Consider the following 14,025-nt stretch of genomic DNA (forward strand, 5'->3'; position numbering starts at 1 on the left):
TCTGGTCGGTGACCCCCGAAAGCGCATCCTTTCAGACTAGCAGGTTCCAACACCACGCGCTATTGCGCGGCGCCCACCATGCTCGTCGGATCATAGAATTCCACGGGCACGCCGGGCTTGACCAGTTTCACCAGCTCCTCCACGTCCCAATTGGTCAGCCGCACGCAGCCATGGCTGTTGCTCTTGTCGATCTTGGACGGCTCCGGCGTGCCATGGATGCCGAAAGTGGGCTTGTCGAGGCCGATCCACACCGAGCCGATCGGGTTGTTCGGACCCGGCGCCAACCGCAGGGGCTTGTCATTATTGCCCTGCTTGAAATTGACCTGGGGCCGATACCAGTACTCGGCGCCAACCGCGATGGCTTTGATCGCATGAACGCCCGTGGGTGAGGGCGTCGTCGTCGACCCGATCGTGGCGGGGTAAGCCACAAGCAGCCGGCCATCGCCGCCATATCCAAGGAGCTGCTTGCGCTGCTTGTCCGCAATCAGTTGTGCGACCGTCGCCTTGAACGGCTTGCCGGTATCGGCGACGATGATCTCCTCGCCAACCACGAAACGGGCCTTTGGATTGAGTTGCCGAAGCAGTTTCTCATCCATGTGAAAGCGCTCGGCCAGCATTTCCTCGATGGTCCGATAGGCGATGCGCTCGAGCTTGGCGAGCTCCCCGTAATCCTTGGGCATCTCAGGAACGAATGGTCCGGCGGCGTCCTTTTCGGTGACCGTGTAAGCCCGTAGCGGCGGGGTGGGATCGAACTGCTCGAGCGCTTGCCACAGCTGGCGGTCGATATTGCCACTGAGCGGCAGGCCAAGCATCTCGCGCGCGGCCAGCACCGCTTTCCTGACATTGTCACCCCAATAGCCGTCGATCACGCCCGGCGAAGCATGGGCCCGGTCCAGCATGATCTGCAGCTTCAGCACGAATGGGTCCTGCTTGCCACTTCGCGGCGGAGTGCCGATGAACTGGGCGGCATTGGTGAGGACAATGAGGTCCTCGGCGGGAATCTTCAGATCCTGCCCCGACAATCCGCCGGTGTCGGACTGGTGCGGGAGCGGCTGGGGGTCCGGGTCGCGCGGAATGCTTCCCGTTGTCAGTGCCGGATCATTCCAAGGCTCCTGCGTGGCAGAAGCGGCCGGCGTGAGATCCGAGGCGGTGGAGGCCGTGCGATCTGGTGCGATTTGAGCGGCGCAGATCGACGCGCTGCCGATGCAAAGGCTGAGAGACGCTATGATGCGCTTGAGCAGAACTGACATGACCATTTCCACCACTCATTGGGCGGGCAGCCGGCAAGCCCGGCCGCAAGACTTTTCACTCCTTAGAGTTAAAAAATGGTTGGGCGGAAGCTTCGATCCCGAAATGGTACATGGCACGCCCGGGCGCGATCTCTCGCCGCCTGAGGCCCCCCAGACTTTAAAACGAGGGCTGGTCAGAACTCCCTGAAGATGCCGGTCTGCTCGTATCCGATCTGATCCCAGAAGTTGCAATTGGCGCCGATATCGCTGGTTGCCTGGCGGATGGGCGTGTCCAGGATCTGCGTTGAGGGATAGGCCGGCCAGGCAGGCTGCGCCCCCCTCAGGTCATGACGGGTTGCGAACGTCGTCCAATACCTGATCATGGCGTCCGACAGCGTCTTTTCATCCGCGGTGAAGCGGTGTCGTTCCGGGTTTTGCTGATCGGTAAGTTGGTAAGGATTGCCGAACACGAAGGGCAGCTCTGCTGTATGGCACGCTTGGAAAGTGCCATCCGGCAAGGCGCAGAAGGGCAGGTGTGGCCAGGTGATATAGGAGGTTCTGTGGGTGAAGAGATAGGCATAGGCGCGGGACTTGGCGCGCGAAAGCACGTGCCGGCCGGCACAGGTGAAGGTGAAGTCTGTCGTCAGCCGCCCAAACGGTTCCGAATTATCCCCAGCTCTCGGCGCGTAAACCGGGTTGCTCAGCACCGCTGCCGCCGAGCGGTCATCGAACAGGACGTCGATCGCCGCCCTGTACTGCTGCTCGGTGATATCGCGCCGGACCTGATCGATCGCGCCGGCAAAAGCCATCCCCTCCATGGCATTGGTGCCGATGATGACCGGCTTCGTGATTTCCGCCTGAATCGGCTGGTGGGGGATGATGCGTCGGTCCACGATTGGTGACCATTGCAGGATGTCGGACATGCCGGTCAGCAGCCCTTCCAGCTCGACCCCGACAGAGTTCTGATATTTCAGGATCAGCTTCAGCGGTGCGTGCCGCATGCAATCGAGCGCGTGGCTTTCATCAGTCGAGCACGCCATATCGCGGCGCAGTGATGGACCGGACCGGTTGCTCATGTCGAGCGACCGGAAGGGAAGCCCATAGGGGTTGCTCTGCATGATCGCGGCATGAAACAGGGGCTGGCTATCCGGTGCGATGAGATGGGCGCCGATCGAGATCGCGCCGGCACTCTCCCCGAACAAGGTGACATTGCCGGGGTCACCTCCGAAGCTCGTGATATTGTCATGCACCCAGCGCAGCGCGAGCTGCTGGTCGAGGAAGCCATAATTGCCTGTCAGCCCTTCGACGCCCGCAAGAAAGCCCAGAGCACCAAGGCGATAATTGATCGTGACCACCACCACGTCGCCCTTTGCCGCGATCACTTGGCCCTCATACAGCATGGCCGCGCTGGTGCCCTCGACGAAGGCGCCGCCATGAATGAAGACCATTACCGGGCGCTTCGAGGCAGTCTCTGGCGCCCAGACATTGAGGCTGAGGCAGTCTTCGCTTTGCGAATAGGGCGAGTCGGGGCCCTTCTTCTGCGGACAGGCGGGGCCGAACCTGGTGGCTTGAATGACGGTGCCGCTAGGCTCGGCGGCGATGGGCGGCTTCCACCGGTTTGGCCCGGCTGGTGATTGAGCATAGGGGATGCCGAGATAGGCGCGAACGGCACGAGCCTCGGCCGGTTGCAGGAAGCCGCAAACGGGTCCGCTGCTTGTCTGCACGATGGGCACCGTGCAGGCGGCTGACTGTGCCAGCGCCGCGGCCGGCCCGCCAAACAGGAGGACAAGAACGCAGGCGGCGAGGCCGAGTAGCCGATCCGCCGCGTACGCCAGATATGACCGCATGAGCACTCTCAATGAGACCCGCATAGGCATGCGGTCAGAAGGGTGCTATTTCGCCATCAACTAGCCACGAATGGCAAATGGTAAGCGCCGTCACCGTGAATCATGGCAGCCAAGCCCAAGAAGGTCTTGAGCTCGGCTGAACGGATTACGCGGCGCCCCGGGCCTTGATCCTGCGACGGTCTTGCAGAGGCTGATAGGCAATGCGCGCGTGCTTATCGCAATAGGGCAAGCCCGATTTGGGAGCACAGCCACAGAAATGAAAGCTGTCCGTTCCCGGTTCTCCCACAGGCCAGCGGCAGGTCTTGTCACTGAGTTGCAGGATGTTCACTCCCTCGTTGGAGGAGGAATAAACCTGCCTGATGGGCTGTGGCTGCGGCGCGGGAGGCGCTTCTGGAACCGCTTCCGGCTGCACCTGCAGGGCAGTGGCGCCAAGAGTGGGAAACTGTGTGATCTTTCCGGATGTTGGCGCCTGGCGGGTCTTGGTGCGCGGCCGCGCATGCTGGGTTCGTGACGGCGTTCCGCGACCAGAAAGGCCCAACCTGTGGACCTTGCCGATTACGGCGTTGCGGGTCACTTCACCAAGCTTGCTGGCGATCTGGCTGGCGCTGAGCCCCTCGGTCCAGAGCCGCTTCAGCAGGTCCACCCGTTCATCGGTCCACATGTAAGATCCCCGTCAAAAGATTTGGCAGAATCGTCCAACCCTCGTCGGCCAGAGAGTCCTCCAACGCACAACGACTATATCTAGTTCTCAGCTCAATATCTCGTGGTTACAGTAGAAATCTTTACTATAAGTCGCGGGTCGGCGCAATCTTCCGGCCGCCGAATCGCCCCCGTTTTCCCCAACGGAATGTCCGTGGGGCGGCTGGCAATCAGTTAATGAAACGTTACGGCCCCGGTGACTCGCTCGTCCATGCGGCGGTCTGACTCAGGTCGTCTCCTGTGGACCACTTCGTTGACCTTCCCTGGTAAAAAGCTTATAAAAGCGGCGCCGAACGGAAGTTCAGCAAGTAAGTGCCGCCGCAATCCGGCGGCACTTTGATTTTGGAGCGATGGAATGATCGCGGCTGTCTTGCCGACCTATGCGCGCATGCCGGTGGCTTTTGAGCGGGGGCAGGGTGCCTACCTCTACACCGAGACGGGCGAACAATATCTTGATTTCGGCGCCGGGATCGCCGTGAACGCGCTGGGGCACTGCCATCCCCATCTTGTCGAGGCGCTGAAGGCGCAAGCCGACAAGATCTGGCATACATCCAATCTCTATCAGGTTCCCGGCCAGCAAAAACTGGCCGAGCGGCTGGTGGCGGCAAGTTTTGCCGACACGATATTCTTCTGCAATTCGGGCGCCGAGGCGCTGGAATGCTCAATCAAGATGGCGCGGCGCTATCATTGGGCGAATGGTGCGCCCGAGCGCTTCCGCATCATCACTCTGGAAGGGGCCTTTCATGGCCGGACCTTGGCGACCATTGCCGCCGGCGGCCAGAAAAAGCACCTCGAAGGCTTTGGCCCGGCTGTCGAAGGTTTTGACCAGGTGGCCTTCGGTGACATCGAGGCGGTGCGGCAGGCGATCGGACCGGAAACGGCCGGTGTCCTTGTTGAGCCGATCCAGGGCGAAGGCGGCCTGCGCGCCCTGACGCCGGCCTATCTGCGCGCCTTGCGCAATCTCTGTGATGAACATGGCATTCTGCTGTTGCTGGACGAGGTCCAATGCGGCATCGGCCGGACGGGCAAGCTATTCGCCTATGAATGGGCAGGCATCACGCCGGATATCCTGGCCACCGCCAAGGGGCTCGGTGGCGGTTTTCCGATCGGCGCCTGCCTGGCGACCGAAAAAGCGGGCTCCGGTATGACCGCCGGCGCGCATGGTTCGACCTTCGGCGGCAATCCGCTGGCCATGGCCGTCGCCAATGCGGTTCTGGATGTCATCTTGGCGCCGGGATTTCTTGAAGGCGTGCAAGACAAGTCCAGAAATCTGACGCAGCGGCTCGCGCAACTCCAGGATGAGCATCCCGAGGTGATCGAGGAGGTGCGCGGCGCAGGGCTGATGCGCGCGCTCAAATGCAAGATCCCCAACCAGGATCTGATCAAGGCTTGCCTCGACGAACACCTTTTGACCGTGAGCGGCGGCGATAATGTCGTTCGCCTGCTGCCCCCGCTGATCATTTCCGATCAGCAGATCGAAGAGGCGGTGCAGTGCCTGTCGCGGGCCTGCAAAAACCTCGATCATGTTAACGGCCATCAGGCATAAGGAGGCTGCTATGGCACCCCGGCCGAGGCATTTTCTCGATATTCGCGACTTCAACGAAGCCACATTGCGGGCATTGCTCACCCATAGCCGCGCCATGAAAAACGGGCGCAATGGGCATGGCCACGGGGTAACAGAGCCGGGCCGGCCGCTCGACGGCCGCGTCCTCGCGATGATCTTCGAGAAGCCCTCCACGAGAACCCGCGTGTCGTTCGATGTGGCCATGCGCCAGCTCGGCGGATCCACAATCGTTCTATCGGCCAATGACATGCAGCTCGGCCGTGGCGAGACCATCTCGGATACCGCGCAGGTTCTCTCGCGCTATGTCGATGCCATCATGATCCGCGCCAACAGCCACAGCAATCTGATGGAGCTGGCCGAGCATGCGACCGTGCCGGTCATCAATGGCCTGACCGATCGTTCTCATCCCTGTCAGGTGATGGCCGATTTGCTGACCCTGGAAGAAGTCAAGGGCGGCTTGGCCAATCAGATCGTTGCTTGGACGGGTGATGCCAATAACGTGGCCAATTCCTGGGTGCATGCATCCGCGCGTTTTGGTTTCGAGCTGCGCCTTGCTTGCCCGGAGGCCCTGAGTCCCGATCCGGAGCTCATCCGCTGGGCGCGCAACGAAAAGGCGCAGGTGATGGTCACGCGCGACCCGCGTGAGGCCGTGCGGGGAGCCGATTGCGTGGTCGCCGATACCTGGGTATCCATGGGCGACACCTCCGCAAACAAGCACAATCTGCTGCGCCCTTATCAGGTGAACGCGGACCTCATGGCAGAAGCCAAGCCCGATGCCATCTTCATGCACTGCCTGCCTGCCCACCGCGGCGAGGAAGTCACGGATGATGTGATCGACGGACCACAATCGGTGGTCTTTGACGAAGCGGAGAACCGTCTCCATATACAGAAGGGCATTCTCGCCTGGTGCCTTGGAGCAACGGCCCAAAACTGAGCGCTGGCCTCGCGTGAGCGGGGCTGTCGGCAGTCGAGCCGCCAGGGCAAGCGGGATCGTTTGCTCAATCACCTGGGACGGCTCTTTGCGGGGCCGTCTTGTTGAATAGTTTGTCCGACCTCGAGAGCTTCCATCTGTTGGGCGTGAGTTGCTGATCTGACGCAGCGCAACCCTCGCAGCGCGGAACTCCGACCGGTCGTGCCCAGATGAGCGGACCAGCTCCGCCGTGGCTAGGTCATGACTTCTGCTGATTTTCCCGCCTCAGGCGTCTATATCGCAAGGACGGGCGACGATGCCGTCCTGCCTTTCGAGGTTAAGCCGCTCGGCGTGCGCGGGCGGGTGGTGAGGCTGCCGGCACCATCAATGACATTATCGGTCGCCACAGCTATCCGCGCACCGTTTCGGCTCTGCTTGCGGAAGCCGTGGCGCTGACCACCATGCTCGGCTCGTCCCTTAAATTCGATGGGAAGCTGATCCTGCAGACCAGCACCGATGGTCCCGTCGATCTTCTCGTGGCGGATTTTTCGACGCCCGGAGAAGTGCGGGCCTATGCCCATTACGACGAAGAGCGGGTGGCGGAGCTCGAGCGTGAAGGATCTCCCATGTCCGCCGATCTGCTTGGCAAGGGCCATCTCGCGCTCACCATTGATCAGGGCCGGCACATGGACCGGTACCAGGGTATCGTGCCCCTGGACGGTGCGAGCCTGTCCGAGGCGGCGAACACATATTTCGAACAGTCGGAGCAATTGCCGACCGACGTGCGGCTGGCCGCGGGCCCCATCATGGCCCGTGGTGAAGGTGGCGCAGAGCATTGGCGGGCCGGCGGCATCATGATCCAGCATCTTCCCGCGGAGGGCGAGCCCTCTGCGTTGCCTGTCCGTTCCGGCGATCTTCCCGAGGGTGTCGAGGAAGACGAGCAGGAGGAGGATGAGAACTGGGTGCGTGCTCGCATTTTCCTGGCGACCGTCGAGGATCACGAGCTGCTCGATCCGACCTTGTCGCCTGAGGAACTGCTCTATCGGCTGTTTCACGAGGATGGGGTTACGGTCTATCCCTCGTCCAACGTGCAGCGCTATTGCCAATGCTCGCGCGAGCGCATCTCGGATATCGTGAGCCAGTTCAGCCCTGAGGAAATCTCCGAGATGGTGGTCGATGGCAAGATCTCGGCAACCTGCGAGTTTTGCTCCACCGTCTACGAGTTCGACCTGCGGGAGCTGAAAAAGGACAATTGAAGGAGTGCCTGCCTCGTTCTCCTGCTAATGCGCCGGCAGGAGAACGAGCAGAAGCAACGGGATCGTGGCGACGCTCATGAAGGTCGAGACGACGACGATGCTTGCCACGTCCTGCGGGCCGTTGTTCCACCGCTGCGCGAACACGTAATTATAGACCGCGGCCGGCATCGAGCAGGCGAGAATAGTGACTGCCCTCAGGTTCCCTTCGAGCCCGAGCAGATGGACGACGGCGATGCCGACCAGGATGCCGAAGGCGATCCGGAAGGCGGAAACCGCAAGCGCATTCTTGAGATGCGCCACCCCCAGTCCACTGAGCGACGCACCCAGCAACAGCAGCATCAAGGGAATGGTGAGTCCGCCGATCAGGTTGACCGTATTGACGATCCATATCGGCAGTTGGATGCCGGTGATCGAGATCGCCAATCCGAGAGGAGCGGCATAGACCACGGGCAGCCGCAACAGCCCCTTCCAATTGGCAGATCCCGCGGCAATGGCTTGCCCGATCGTGAAGTTCGCGACGGACGAGATGGAGAAGAAGACGATGGCATAGCCCAGCCCTTCTTGTCCGAACGCATACAGGGCCAGTGGCAATCCGAGATTCCCGAGATTGGGGAAGACGAGGGGCGGCAAGAAGGTCCGGATCCGCAGCCCCATCAACCACAGAAATACGGTGCCGCCGGCAATGAACAGGATCGTGGCGGCAATGGCCGCCGAGGCGGTGGCGGCAAATGCATCGAAGCTGATCTTGGTGTTCATGAAGGTCGAGACGACCAGGCAGGGCGTCGCGATCTCGGTGATGAGCGGAGCCAGTTCCTGCGTGTGCAGGCCTGAGCGCAGTCGCGCCCACAGGAAGCCGATGCCCGCGGTAATGAGAACCGGCAGCACCGCGGCGAGCACAATCAGAACCATCACTCGTCGATCCTATTGGGGAGCCCACAGGAGGGCTGATGACCACGCGGCACTGAGCACCAGCGAGCACGGACGCACTCCTGCTGTGAATTCTGCCACTTTTGCCGGCCCGTCAATGTGCGCTCTTGCATTCCCCGGAAAGATCAGCTTTTTTGCGGCGCAATATCCCTGTCCATGGAAGCCAGTAGATGCGGATTGACAAGATTGCTATCGGGAAGAACCCGCCCAAGGAAGTGAACGTTATCATCGAGATCCCGCTTGGCGGAGAACCGATCAAATACGAGATGGAGAAGGAGTCCGGCGCGCTGTTCGTGGACCGGTTTCTCTACACCTCGATGCGCTATCCCGGCAATTACGGCTTCATTCCGCACACCCTGTCCGACGACGGCGATCCGGTTGATGTGCTCGTGGCGAACCGCAGGTCCATCGTGCCCGGTGCGGTGATGGCGTGCCGGCCGGTCGGCGTCCTGCATATGCGCGATGAGGCGGGGGAGGACGAGAAGATCATTGCTGTGCCGTCCAACCGCCTGACCGCGATGTATGACAAGGTTCACAGCTATCAGGATCTGCCCGAAATCCTTCTGAAGCAGATTGCTCACTTCTTTGAGCACTATAAGGATCTTGAGGGCAGCAAATGGGTCGAGGTCATCGGCTTTGGCGATGCCGATGAGGCGGAGGATCTCATCCGCAAGGCCATAGAGGCCGCAAGCGCCAAGTCTAAGGCCTGATTATTTTCCGGCCGAATGGCCGCTGACCGCAGGTCAATCCGACGAACCACGAGAGATGCATGATCTGTCCTGAGCAGATCATGCACGTGCCGCGTGTTACGCGTCGCTCATGATGCGCAGCGCTCGAGCTGGTCAGTGATTGCCTGCGCGAGCAGCTTCGGGTCGCCCACAGCCTTCGCAAGCTTCAGTCGATCTTTCTGCCCTGCGACAATCGCCACCCGCGATTTCGGAACATCCAGCACCTTTGCCAATAGTGCGGCGACGGCAGCATTGGCCTTGCCGTCCTGTGGCTGGGCACGCACTTTCACTTGCACGGCACAGGTCTCGTTGCCACCGGCGTCAATCCCGTGCCAAAGGCCGTCAATCCCATCCTTCGAGGCTTTGGGTGTAACTCTGACCTGGATCAGAATCCCATCTTCTATGTGCTGGATCGATCGACGCGGGCTCAGTAGCTGGCCCCGGTGAAGAGGTAGATGATCAGGCGCTCCAGGAACAGGAGCCCCACGATCAGAATGAGCGGAGAGATGTCGATACCGCCGAAATTCGGCAACATCCGGCGAATCGGCCCAAGCACGGGCTCCGTGAGACCGTCGATCGTATAGGCGATCTGGCGGACGAAACTATTGCGGGGATTGACGATGTTGAATGCAAAGAGCCAACTCAGGATGGCCCCCGCGATAATGATCCAGATGTAAATATTAATGATTGTGATGATCAGCCATAGAAAGGGATTCATCGATCGTTCCACTTTGCCCGCCAGCTTGCGACGAGATGTAGCCGTGGCGATCTGCATGTGCAAGTCTGTCTGCGGCCACATCCTTGATCATTCGCGAACGCTTGACATGGGCCGGACCGGGCGCCTAGATACCGGCGGATCGGGGTCGTAGCTCAGTTGGGAGAGCGCGTCGTTCGCAATGACGAGGTCAGGGGTTCGATCCCCCTCGACTCCACCACCTCCTAATTATTGGATCGTTGTCCCGCCGGCCCGTTCTTCCCCTGGAAGCGGCCCGATGTGTTTCGATCGGCGCTCCAGAGCTGCAGCACCGAGTTCCATTGCTGGTCGAGTTCGGGAAGGTGCTTGATCTTTTCAATCAATCGGACCATTCACCGGAAATGTCCATTTGGTGCGGCCGGCTGACCCAGTCGGCGGGCTCAGGGCCGATTGCTCGTTGACATCCGGGTTAGGGTGATCGTTTTAAGCAGTTCTTGGTAAGGCGCTCTGCGTCATTCCGCTTCCGGGGGAGCACATCACTTCCATGAAACTGCGACCCGGCACCGGAGCGATGACGGCCCTTCTCGCCTGCCTGACGGCGATGGGTCCGCTCTCCACCGACATGTATCTGCCATCCCTTCCGACGATCTCGCTTGCCTTGCGGGCGGACCCGGCTCAAGTGCAGCTCACGCTGAGCGTGTTTCTGGTGGGCTTTGCCGTCGGGCAGATCATCTATGGACCTTTATCTGATCGATTCGGCCGAAGGCCGGTCCTGCTGAGCGGCCTCGGCCTGTTTGCGATAGCCTCGGCTGGCTGCATGCTCGCGAGTACGATTGAACTCTTGATTCTCGCCCGTTTCGGCCAGGCGGTCTCTGCCTGCGCGGCCATTGTGATTGCGCGCGCCATTGTGCGCGATCTCTACCGCGCCGAACAGGCTGGCCGGGTGCTTAGTCTCATGGGCGCGCTCATGGGAATCGTGCCCGCGGTGGCCCCCATCCTGGGCGGCATTATCGAGCCGCTTCTCGGCTGGCGTGCGGTTTTCGCGATGATCTCTGCGCTGGCGCTTTGCACGCTAGGCGTTGTGTACCTCATGCTGCCGGAAACCCTGGCACCGAGCCGGCGCGCGACCACCACTCTGTCCGGCATGATCAGTTCCTTCGGCATCCTCCTGAGGAGCGATCGCTTCCGCCATTTCTCGACATTGGTTTGCCTCTGCTATGGCGGCCTTTTTGCGTTCATCTCGGGCGCCTCGTTCATCCTTCAGAATGAGTACAGGCTGACGCCGCTCGCCTTTAGCTTCTCCTTTGCGACCGCCGTGTGCGGGTATGTCTGTGGCAGCCTGCTGGGTGCCCGGTTCGGAAGCCAGCTGGGCCTTGATGCCACGATCCGTGTCGGCACCAGCCTGCTTGCGTTGGGGGGCATGCTGATGGTGATGCTTCTCCAGTTCGCGAGCCCCGCATTCTGGCATGTGCTTGTGCCGATCACGATCTACATGGTTGGCGTAGGCCTGACCTTGCCGCAATGCACCGCCGGTGCCATCACGCCCTTTCCGGAGCGTGCCGGAGCGGCATCTTCGCTGATGGGCTTTCTGCAGATGTCATTCGGCGCGCTCGTCGGCGTTCTCGTCGGACACACCGTCCATCTCGGACCGATGCCGCTGGCGCTCATCATTGCGGTGGTCGGGATCGGTTGCCTCGCGAAGAGCCTGGCGCGCGGTCACGTAAGGTTATCCCGACTGAGCTGACCCAAGTAGATAATCTGCCAACAAACTATCTCGAATCGGCCTCAATTCTGGATGATTGAGACGACCGGCCGATCTCTTGTTGCGCCTCTATGTTAATCAGTTGTCTGAATATACTTTGTGCTCGTTACGTGTTAATTGTTGGTTGATTTAAGATTAATCGAATGTTTAACGTAATTGATCTGATCAGAGTTTGATCGGAGCATCCCGCCCGGCAGCTCCCTGCTGTTCCCGCGTGATGCTGCTTCGGGGGGCATAATGCGAATCTTATTCCTGGGGGCCTTTGTCGCCCTCGGCTCGTTATTGGGCGGCTGTGCGTCCATCGTGAACGGAACCAGCCAATCGATCGCCATATCCTCGCCGCCGGTGTCTGGCGCGCAATGTGACCTGTCGAGCGCGCAGGGCCGCTGGACGGTGATAACGCCGGGTGTGGCCACCGTGGCGCGCAGCAAGGACGACATTCGAGTTGAATGTCATGCGCCTGGCTACGAAACGGCGGTTGCCGTCATTCCGTCGAGCTTCGAAGCATGGACGGCCGGTAATCTGGTCTTCGGCGGCGTCATCGGCCTAGGTGTGGACGCGGCAACCGGCGCCATCAATGAATATCCAAACTCGTTTCAAATCCCGATGGTGCCCAAAGGGCAAGCGCCAGCACTGTCCCCTGGCCGCTCGGGACCGCCGGTATCTTAAGGGTCAGGGCGCGTCCCGCCGGCACCCGAATCATGATCGGGCTCGGGGACTGATCCCAGCTCGAGGCGCGGGAGGGAAGGCTGTGTTGCAGCGGTCTCCCATAGGTCTCGGCTCATCTACACCGTGTGAATGGACAATTCGGCAATGGCGCATATCTAATGCAAACACAGTCCTATTGCGGTGGTGCGCCGAGCTGACATGTTTCCCATTTCCATTCTCGACTTAGCCCATGTGCCGGAAGGGTTCACCACCGGCGATGCTCTGCGCAACACGCTCGATCTTGCGCGCCACGCAGAGCGCCTCGGGTATCTGCGCTACTGGCTGGCTGAACATCACAACATGATTGGCATTGCCAGTGCCGCCACCTCCGTCGTCATCGGTCAGGTTGCCGCGGGAACCAGCGCCATACGGGTGGGGGCAGGGGGGATTATGCTGCCTAACCACTCCCCTCTGGTCATTGCGGAGCAGTTCGGTACCCTCGCGACCCTTTTTCCTGGGCGGATCGATCTTGGGCTCGGGCGCGCACCGGGCACGGATCAACGAACCCTTCGCGCATTGCGGCGCGATCCTAACAGCGCCGACACGTTTCCCCAGGATGTTCTCGAGTTGCAGGCATTGCTCGGACCCTTGCAGCCGGGACAGGTCGTACAGGCCGTGCCGGGGACCGACACCAATGTGCCCTTATGGATCTTGGGATCGAGCCTGTTTGGTGCGCAGCTTGCCGCATTGCTAGGGCTACCCTACGGATTTGCCTCGCACTTTGCGCCAGACGCGCTGATGCAGGCCATCGCCATGTACCGGTCGCGGTTTGAGCCCTCAGCCCAGCTTGCCAAGCCCTATGTGATGACAGGCGTCAATGTCATCACGGCTGACACCGACGCCGAAGCGCGGCGGCTATTTACGTCGGTCCAGCAGACCTTTACCAACATGTTTCGGGGAACGCGGGGCAAATTACCCCCGCCAATCGATGATATCGAGACCTACTGGTCGCCCATGGAAAAGGTCCAAGCCTCCAGTATGCTTGCCTGCTCCTTCGTCGGCGGTCCCGAGACCGTGAAACGGGATCTGCAAGCCTTCATTGATCGCACGAAGGCCGACGAGCTCATGGTGGCCGCCGCCATTTACGATCACGGCGCACGCGTGCACTCGTATGAAATCCTGGCGGAAATCCGCAAGGAGCTGCGCCCCGCCGCGGCTTTTGCGGAGGGCATCGGCTGAGCGGCCTCAAAGCGGTCGCCCTAGAGCATTTTCGAGCGAAGTGGGATACCGGTTCGCGTGAAGAAAATGCGACCAAGCAAAAACTTAGAGCATTTTCGAGCGAAGTGGGATACCGGTTCGCGTGAAGAAAATGCGACCAAGCAAAAACTTAGAGCATTTTCGAGCGAAGTGGGATACCGGTTCGCGTGAAGAAAATGCGACCAAGCAAAAGCTTAGAGCATTTTCGAGCGAAGTGGACGCTCAAGCTCACGCCGCTCGAGCCTAGTTGCGTGCATGTCCCACTTCGGCGACCTGGGTCGATGTCGGCACGGCCCGCATCATGGAGTTGAGCTTCTCCACCTGCTGCTTGAACTGCGCCAGCATTTCACCGCTCAGCTTGCGGCCATTATCGATGCGCACCTTCATCGGGTTGACCTGGCGGTTATCGACCAGGATCTCGTAGTGAAGATGTGGGCCCGTTGAACGCCCGGTGGTCCCGACATAGCCGATGACCTGGCCTTGGCGGACCCGGGTGCCTGGCTG

General features: G+C 60.7%; 15 protein-coding genes and 1 tRNA gene (1 of these 16 only partly in view). 9 read left to right on the forward strand and 7 right to left on the reverse strand.

All coding sequences use genetic code 11. The annotated features are described in order from the left end of the window. Nucleotides 1-59: 59 nt before the first annotated feature. The 3 genes from RCF49_RS15875 to RCF49_RS15885 all read right to left on the reverse strand — a co-directional run bounded on the left by RCF49_RS15875 (nt 60) and on the right by RCF49_RS15885 (nt 3,737). On the reverse strand, nt 60-1,250 hold the full coding sequence (locus RCF49_RS15875; RefSeq protein ID WP_342640777.1) for a L,D-transpeptidase family protein: 1,191 nt from the start codon (nt 1,248-1,250) through the stop codon (nt 60-62). A gap of 173 nt (nt 1,251-1,423) precedes the next feature. After that, on the reverse strand, nt 1,424-3,076 hold the full coding sequence (locus RCF49_RS15880; protein WP_342640778.1) for a carboxylesterase/lipase family protein: 1,653 nt from the start codon (nt 3,074-3,076) through the stop codon (nt 1,424-1,426). A 145-nt stretch (nt 3,077-3,221) separates the two neighbouring features. Then, nucleotides 3,222-3,737 carry a GcrA family cell cycle regulator gene (locus RCF49_RS15885; RefSeq protein ID WP_342640779.1) on the reverse strand — a complete coding sequence of 172 codons (516 nt, stop codon included), beginning with the start codon at nt 3,735-3,737 and terminating at the stop codon, nt 3,222-3,224. Between the two features lie 393 nt (nt 3,738-4,130). Between RCF49_RS15885 and RCF49_RS15890 the strand changes: the two genes are divergently transcribed. From RCF49_RS15890 to RCF49_RS15905, 4 genes are all read left to right on the forward strand, one after another. Beyond that, a complete protein-coding gene (locus RCF49_RS15890; RefSeq protein WP_342640780.1) occupies nt 4,131-5,321 on the forward strand; it encodes an aspartate aminotransferase family protein in 1,191 nt (396 codons plus the stop codon). A 10-nt stretch (nt 5,322-5,331) separates the two neighbouring features. Then, nucleotides 5,332-6,273, forward strand: a complete 942-nt coding sequence (gene argF, locus RCF49_RS15895) for an ornithine carbamoyltransferase (RefSeq protein ID WP_342640781.1) — start codon at nt 5,332-5,334, stop codon at nt 6,271-6,273. A gap of 237 nt (nt 6,274-6,510) precedes the next feature. Then, complete coding sequence (locus RCF49_RS15900; RefSeq protein ID WP_342640782.1) at nt 6,511-6,705, forward strand: hypothetical protein; 195 nt, start codon at nt 6,511-6,513, stop codon at nt 6,703-6,705. Further along, entirely contained in the window at nt 6,681-7,505 is an 825-nt protein-coding gene (locus RCF49_RS15905) for an Hsp33 family molecular chaperone (RefSeq protein WP_342644212.1), read from the forward strand. Before RCF49_RS15900 ends, RCF49_RS15905 begins: the two co-directional genes overlap by 25 nt. A gap of 24 nt (nt 7,506-7,529) precedes the next feature. On the opposite strand, the gene RCF49_RS15910 is transcribed toward RCF49_RS15905, so the two are convergent. Further along, the gene (locus RCF49_RS15910) at nt 7,530-8,414 is read right to left on the reverse strand and encodes an AEC family transporter (RefSeq protein ID WP_342644213.1); all 885 of its coding nucleotides are present in this window, start codon (nt 8,412-8,414) and stop codon (nt 7,530-7,532) included. A 188-nt stretch (nt 8,415-8,602) separates the two neighbouring features. On the opposite strand from RCF49_RS15910, the gene ppa reads away from it, so the two are divergent. Beyond that, a complete protein-coding gene (gene ppa / locus RCF49_RS15915) occupies nt 8,603-9,142 on the forward strand; it encodes an inorganic diphosphatase (protein WP_342640783.1) in 540 nt (179 codons plus the stop codon). A gap of 107 nt (nt 9,143-9,249) precedes the next feature. On the opposite strand, the gene RCF49_RS15920 is transcribed toward ppa, so the two are convergent. Continuing rightward, on the reverse strand, nt 9,250-9,591 hold the full coding sequence (locus tag RCF49_RS15920) for a DUF167 family protein (protein WP_342644214.1): 342 nt from the start codon (nt 9,589-9,591) through the stop codon (nt 9,250-9,252). Next, nucleotides 9,588-9,878 carry a YggT family protein gene (locus RCF49_RS15925; protein ID WP_342644215.1) on the reverse strand — a complete coding sequence of 97 codons (291 nt, stop codon included), beginning with the start codon at nt 9,876-9,878 and terminating at the stop codon, nt 9,588-9,590. The genes RCF49_RS15920 and RCF49_RS15925 overlap by 4 nt, the downstream gene beginning before the upstream one ends. Before the next feature lie 141 nt (nt 9,879-10,019). Between RCF49_RS15925 and RCF49_RS15930 the strand changes: the two genes are divergently transcribed. The 4 genes from RCF49_RS15930 to RCF49_RS15945 all read left to right on the forward strand — a co-directional run bounded on the left by RCF49_RS15930 (nt 10,020) and on the right by RCF49_RS15945 (nt 13,503). Continuing rightward, a tRNA-Ala gene (locus RCF49_RS15930) sits at nt 10,020-10,095 on the forward strand. Nucleotides 10,096-10,398: 303 nt separating this feature from the next. Beyond that, nucleotides 10,399-11,598: a multidrug effflux MFS transporter gene (locus RCF49_RS15935; protein ID WP_342640784.1), complete on the forward strand. Its 1,200-nt coding sequence runs from the start codon at nt 10,399-10,401 to the stop codon at nt 11,596-11,598. A gap of 255 nt (nt 11,599-11,853) precedes the next feature. Then, on the forward strand, nt 11,854-12,285 hold the full coding sequence (locus RCF49_RS15940) for a translation initiation factor 2 (RefSeq protein ID WP_342640785.1): 432 nt from the start codon (nt 11,854-11,856) through the stop codon (nt 12,283-12,285). Between the two features lie 198 nt (nt 12,286-12,483). Then, nucleotides 12,484-13,503, forward strand: coding sequence for an LLM class flavin-dependent oxidoreductase (locus tag RCF49_RS15945; RefSeq protein WP_342640786.1), 1,020 nt, complete (start codon nt 12,484-12,486; stop codon nt 13,501-13,503). Between the two features lie 261 nt (nt 13,504-13,764). On the opposite strand, the gene RCF49_RS15950 is transcribed toward RCF49_RS15945, so the two are convergent. Beyond that, nucleotides 13,765-14,025: the final stretch of a peptidoglycan DD-metalloendopeptidase family protein gene (locus RCF49_RS15950; protein ID WP_342640787.1), read on the reverse strand. The gene runs 1,338 nt beyond the window's last position; the window shows 261 of its 1,599 coding nt (coding positions 1,339-1,599); its start codon lies beyond the right edge, outside the window; the stop codon is at nt 13,765-13,767.

Source organism: Rhodoligotrophos sp. CJ14 (genome assembly GCF_038811545.1).
Lineage (GTDB): Bacteria > Pseudomonadota > Alphaproteobacteria > Rhizobiales > Im1 > Rhodoligotrophos > Rhodoligotrophos ferricapiens.

What these genes read in the sequence shown, in the direction of transcription:
- RCF49_RS15875 (WP_342640777.1), bottom strand. Translation starts at nt 1,250, where the DNA reads ATGTCAGTTCTGCTCAAGCGCATCATAGCGTCTCTCAGCCTTTGCATC.
- RCF49_RS15880 (WP_342640778.1), bottom strand. Translation starts at nt 3,076, where the DNA reads ATGCGGTCATATCTGGCGTACGCGGCGGATCGGCTACTCGGCCTCGCC.
- RCF49_RS15885 (WP_342640779.1), bottom strand. Translation starts at nt 3,737, where the DNA reads ATGTGGACCGATGAACGGGTGGACCTGCTGAAGCGGCTCTGGACCGAG.
- RCF49_RS15890 (WP_342640780.1), top strand. Translation starts at nt 4,131, where the DNA reads ATGATCGCGGCTGTCTTGCCGACCTATGCGCGCATGCCGGTGGCTTTT.
- argF (WP_342640781.1), top strand. Translation starts at nt 5,332, where the DNA reads ATGGCACCCCGGCCGAGGCATTTTCTCGATATTCGCGACTTCAACGAA.
- RCF49_RS15900 (WP_342640782.1), top strand. Translation starts at nt 6,511, where the DNA reads ATGACTTCTGCTGATTTTCCCGCCTCAGGCGTCTATATCGCAAGGACG.
- RCF49_RS15910 (WP_342644213.1), bottom strand. Translation starts at nt 8,414, where the DNA reads ATGGTTCTGATTGTGCTCGCCGCGGTGCTGCCGGTTCTCATTACCGCG.
- ppa (WP_342640783.1), top strand. Translation starts at nt 8,603, where the DNA reads ATGCGGATTGACAAGATTGCTATCGGGAAGAACCCGCCCAAGGAAGTG.
- RCF49_RS15925 (WP_342644215.1), bottom strand. Translation starts at nt 9,878, where the DNA reads ATGAATCCCTTTCTATGGCTGATCATCACAATCATTAATATTTACATC.
- RCF49_RS15935 (WP_342640784.1), top strand. Translation starts at nt 10,399, where the DNA reads ATGAAACTGCGACCCGGCACCGGAGCGATGACGGCCCTTCTCGCCTGC.
- RCF49_RS15940 (WP_342640785.1), top strand. Translation starts at nt 11,854, where the DNA reads ATGCGAATCTTATTCCTGGGGGCCTTTGTCGCCCTCGGCTCGTTATTG.
- RCF49_RS15945 (WP_342640786.1), top strand. Translation starts at nt 12,484, where the DNA reads ATGTTTCCCATTTCCATTCTCGACTTAGCCCATGTGCCGGAAGGGTTC.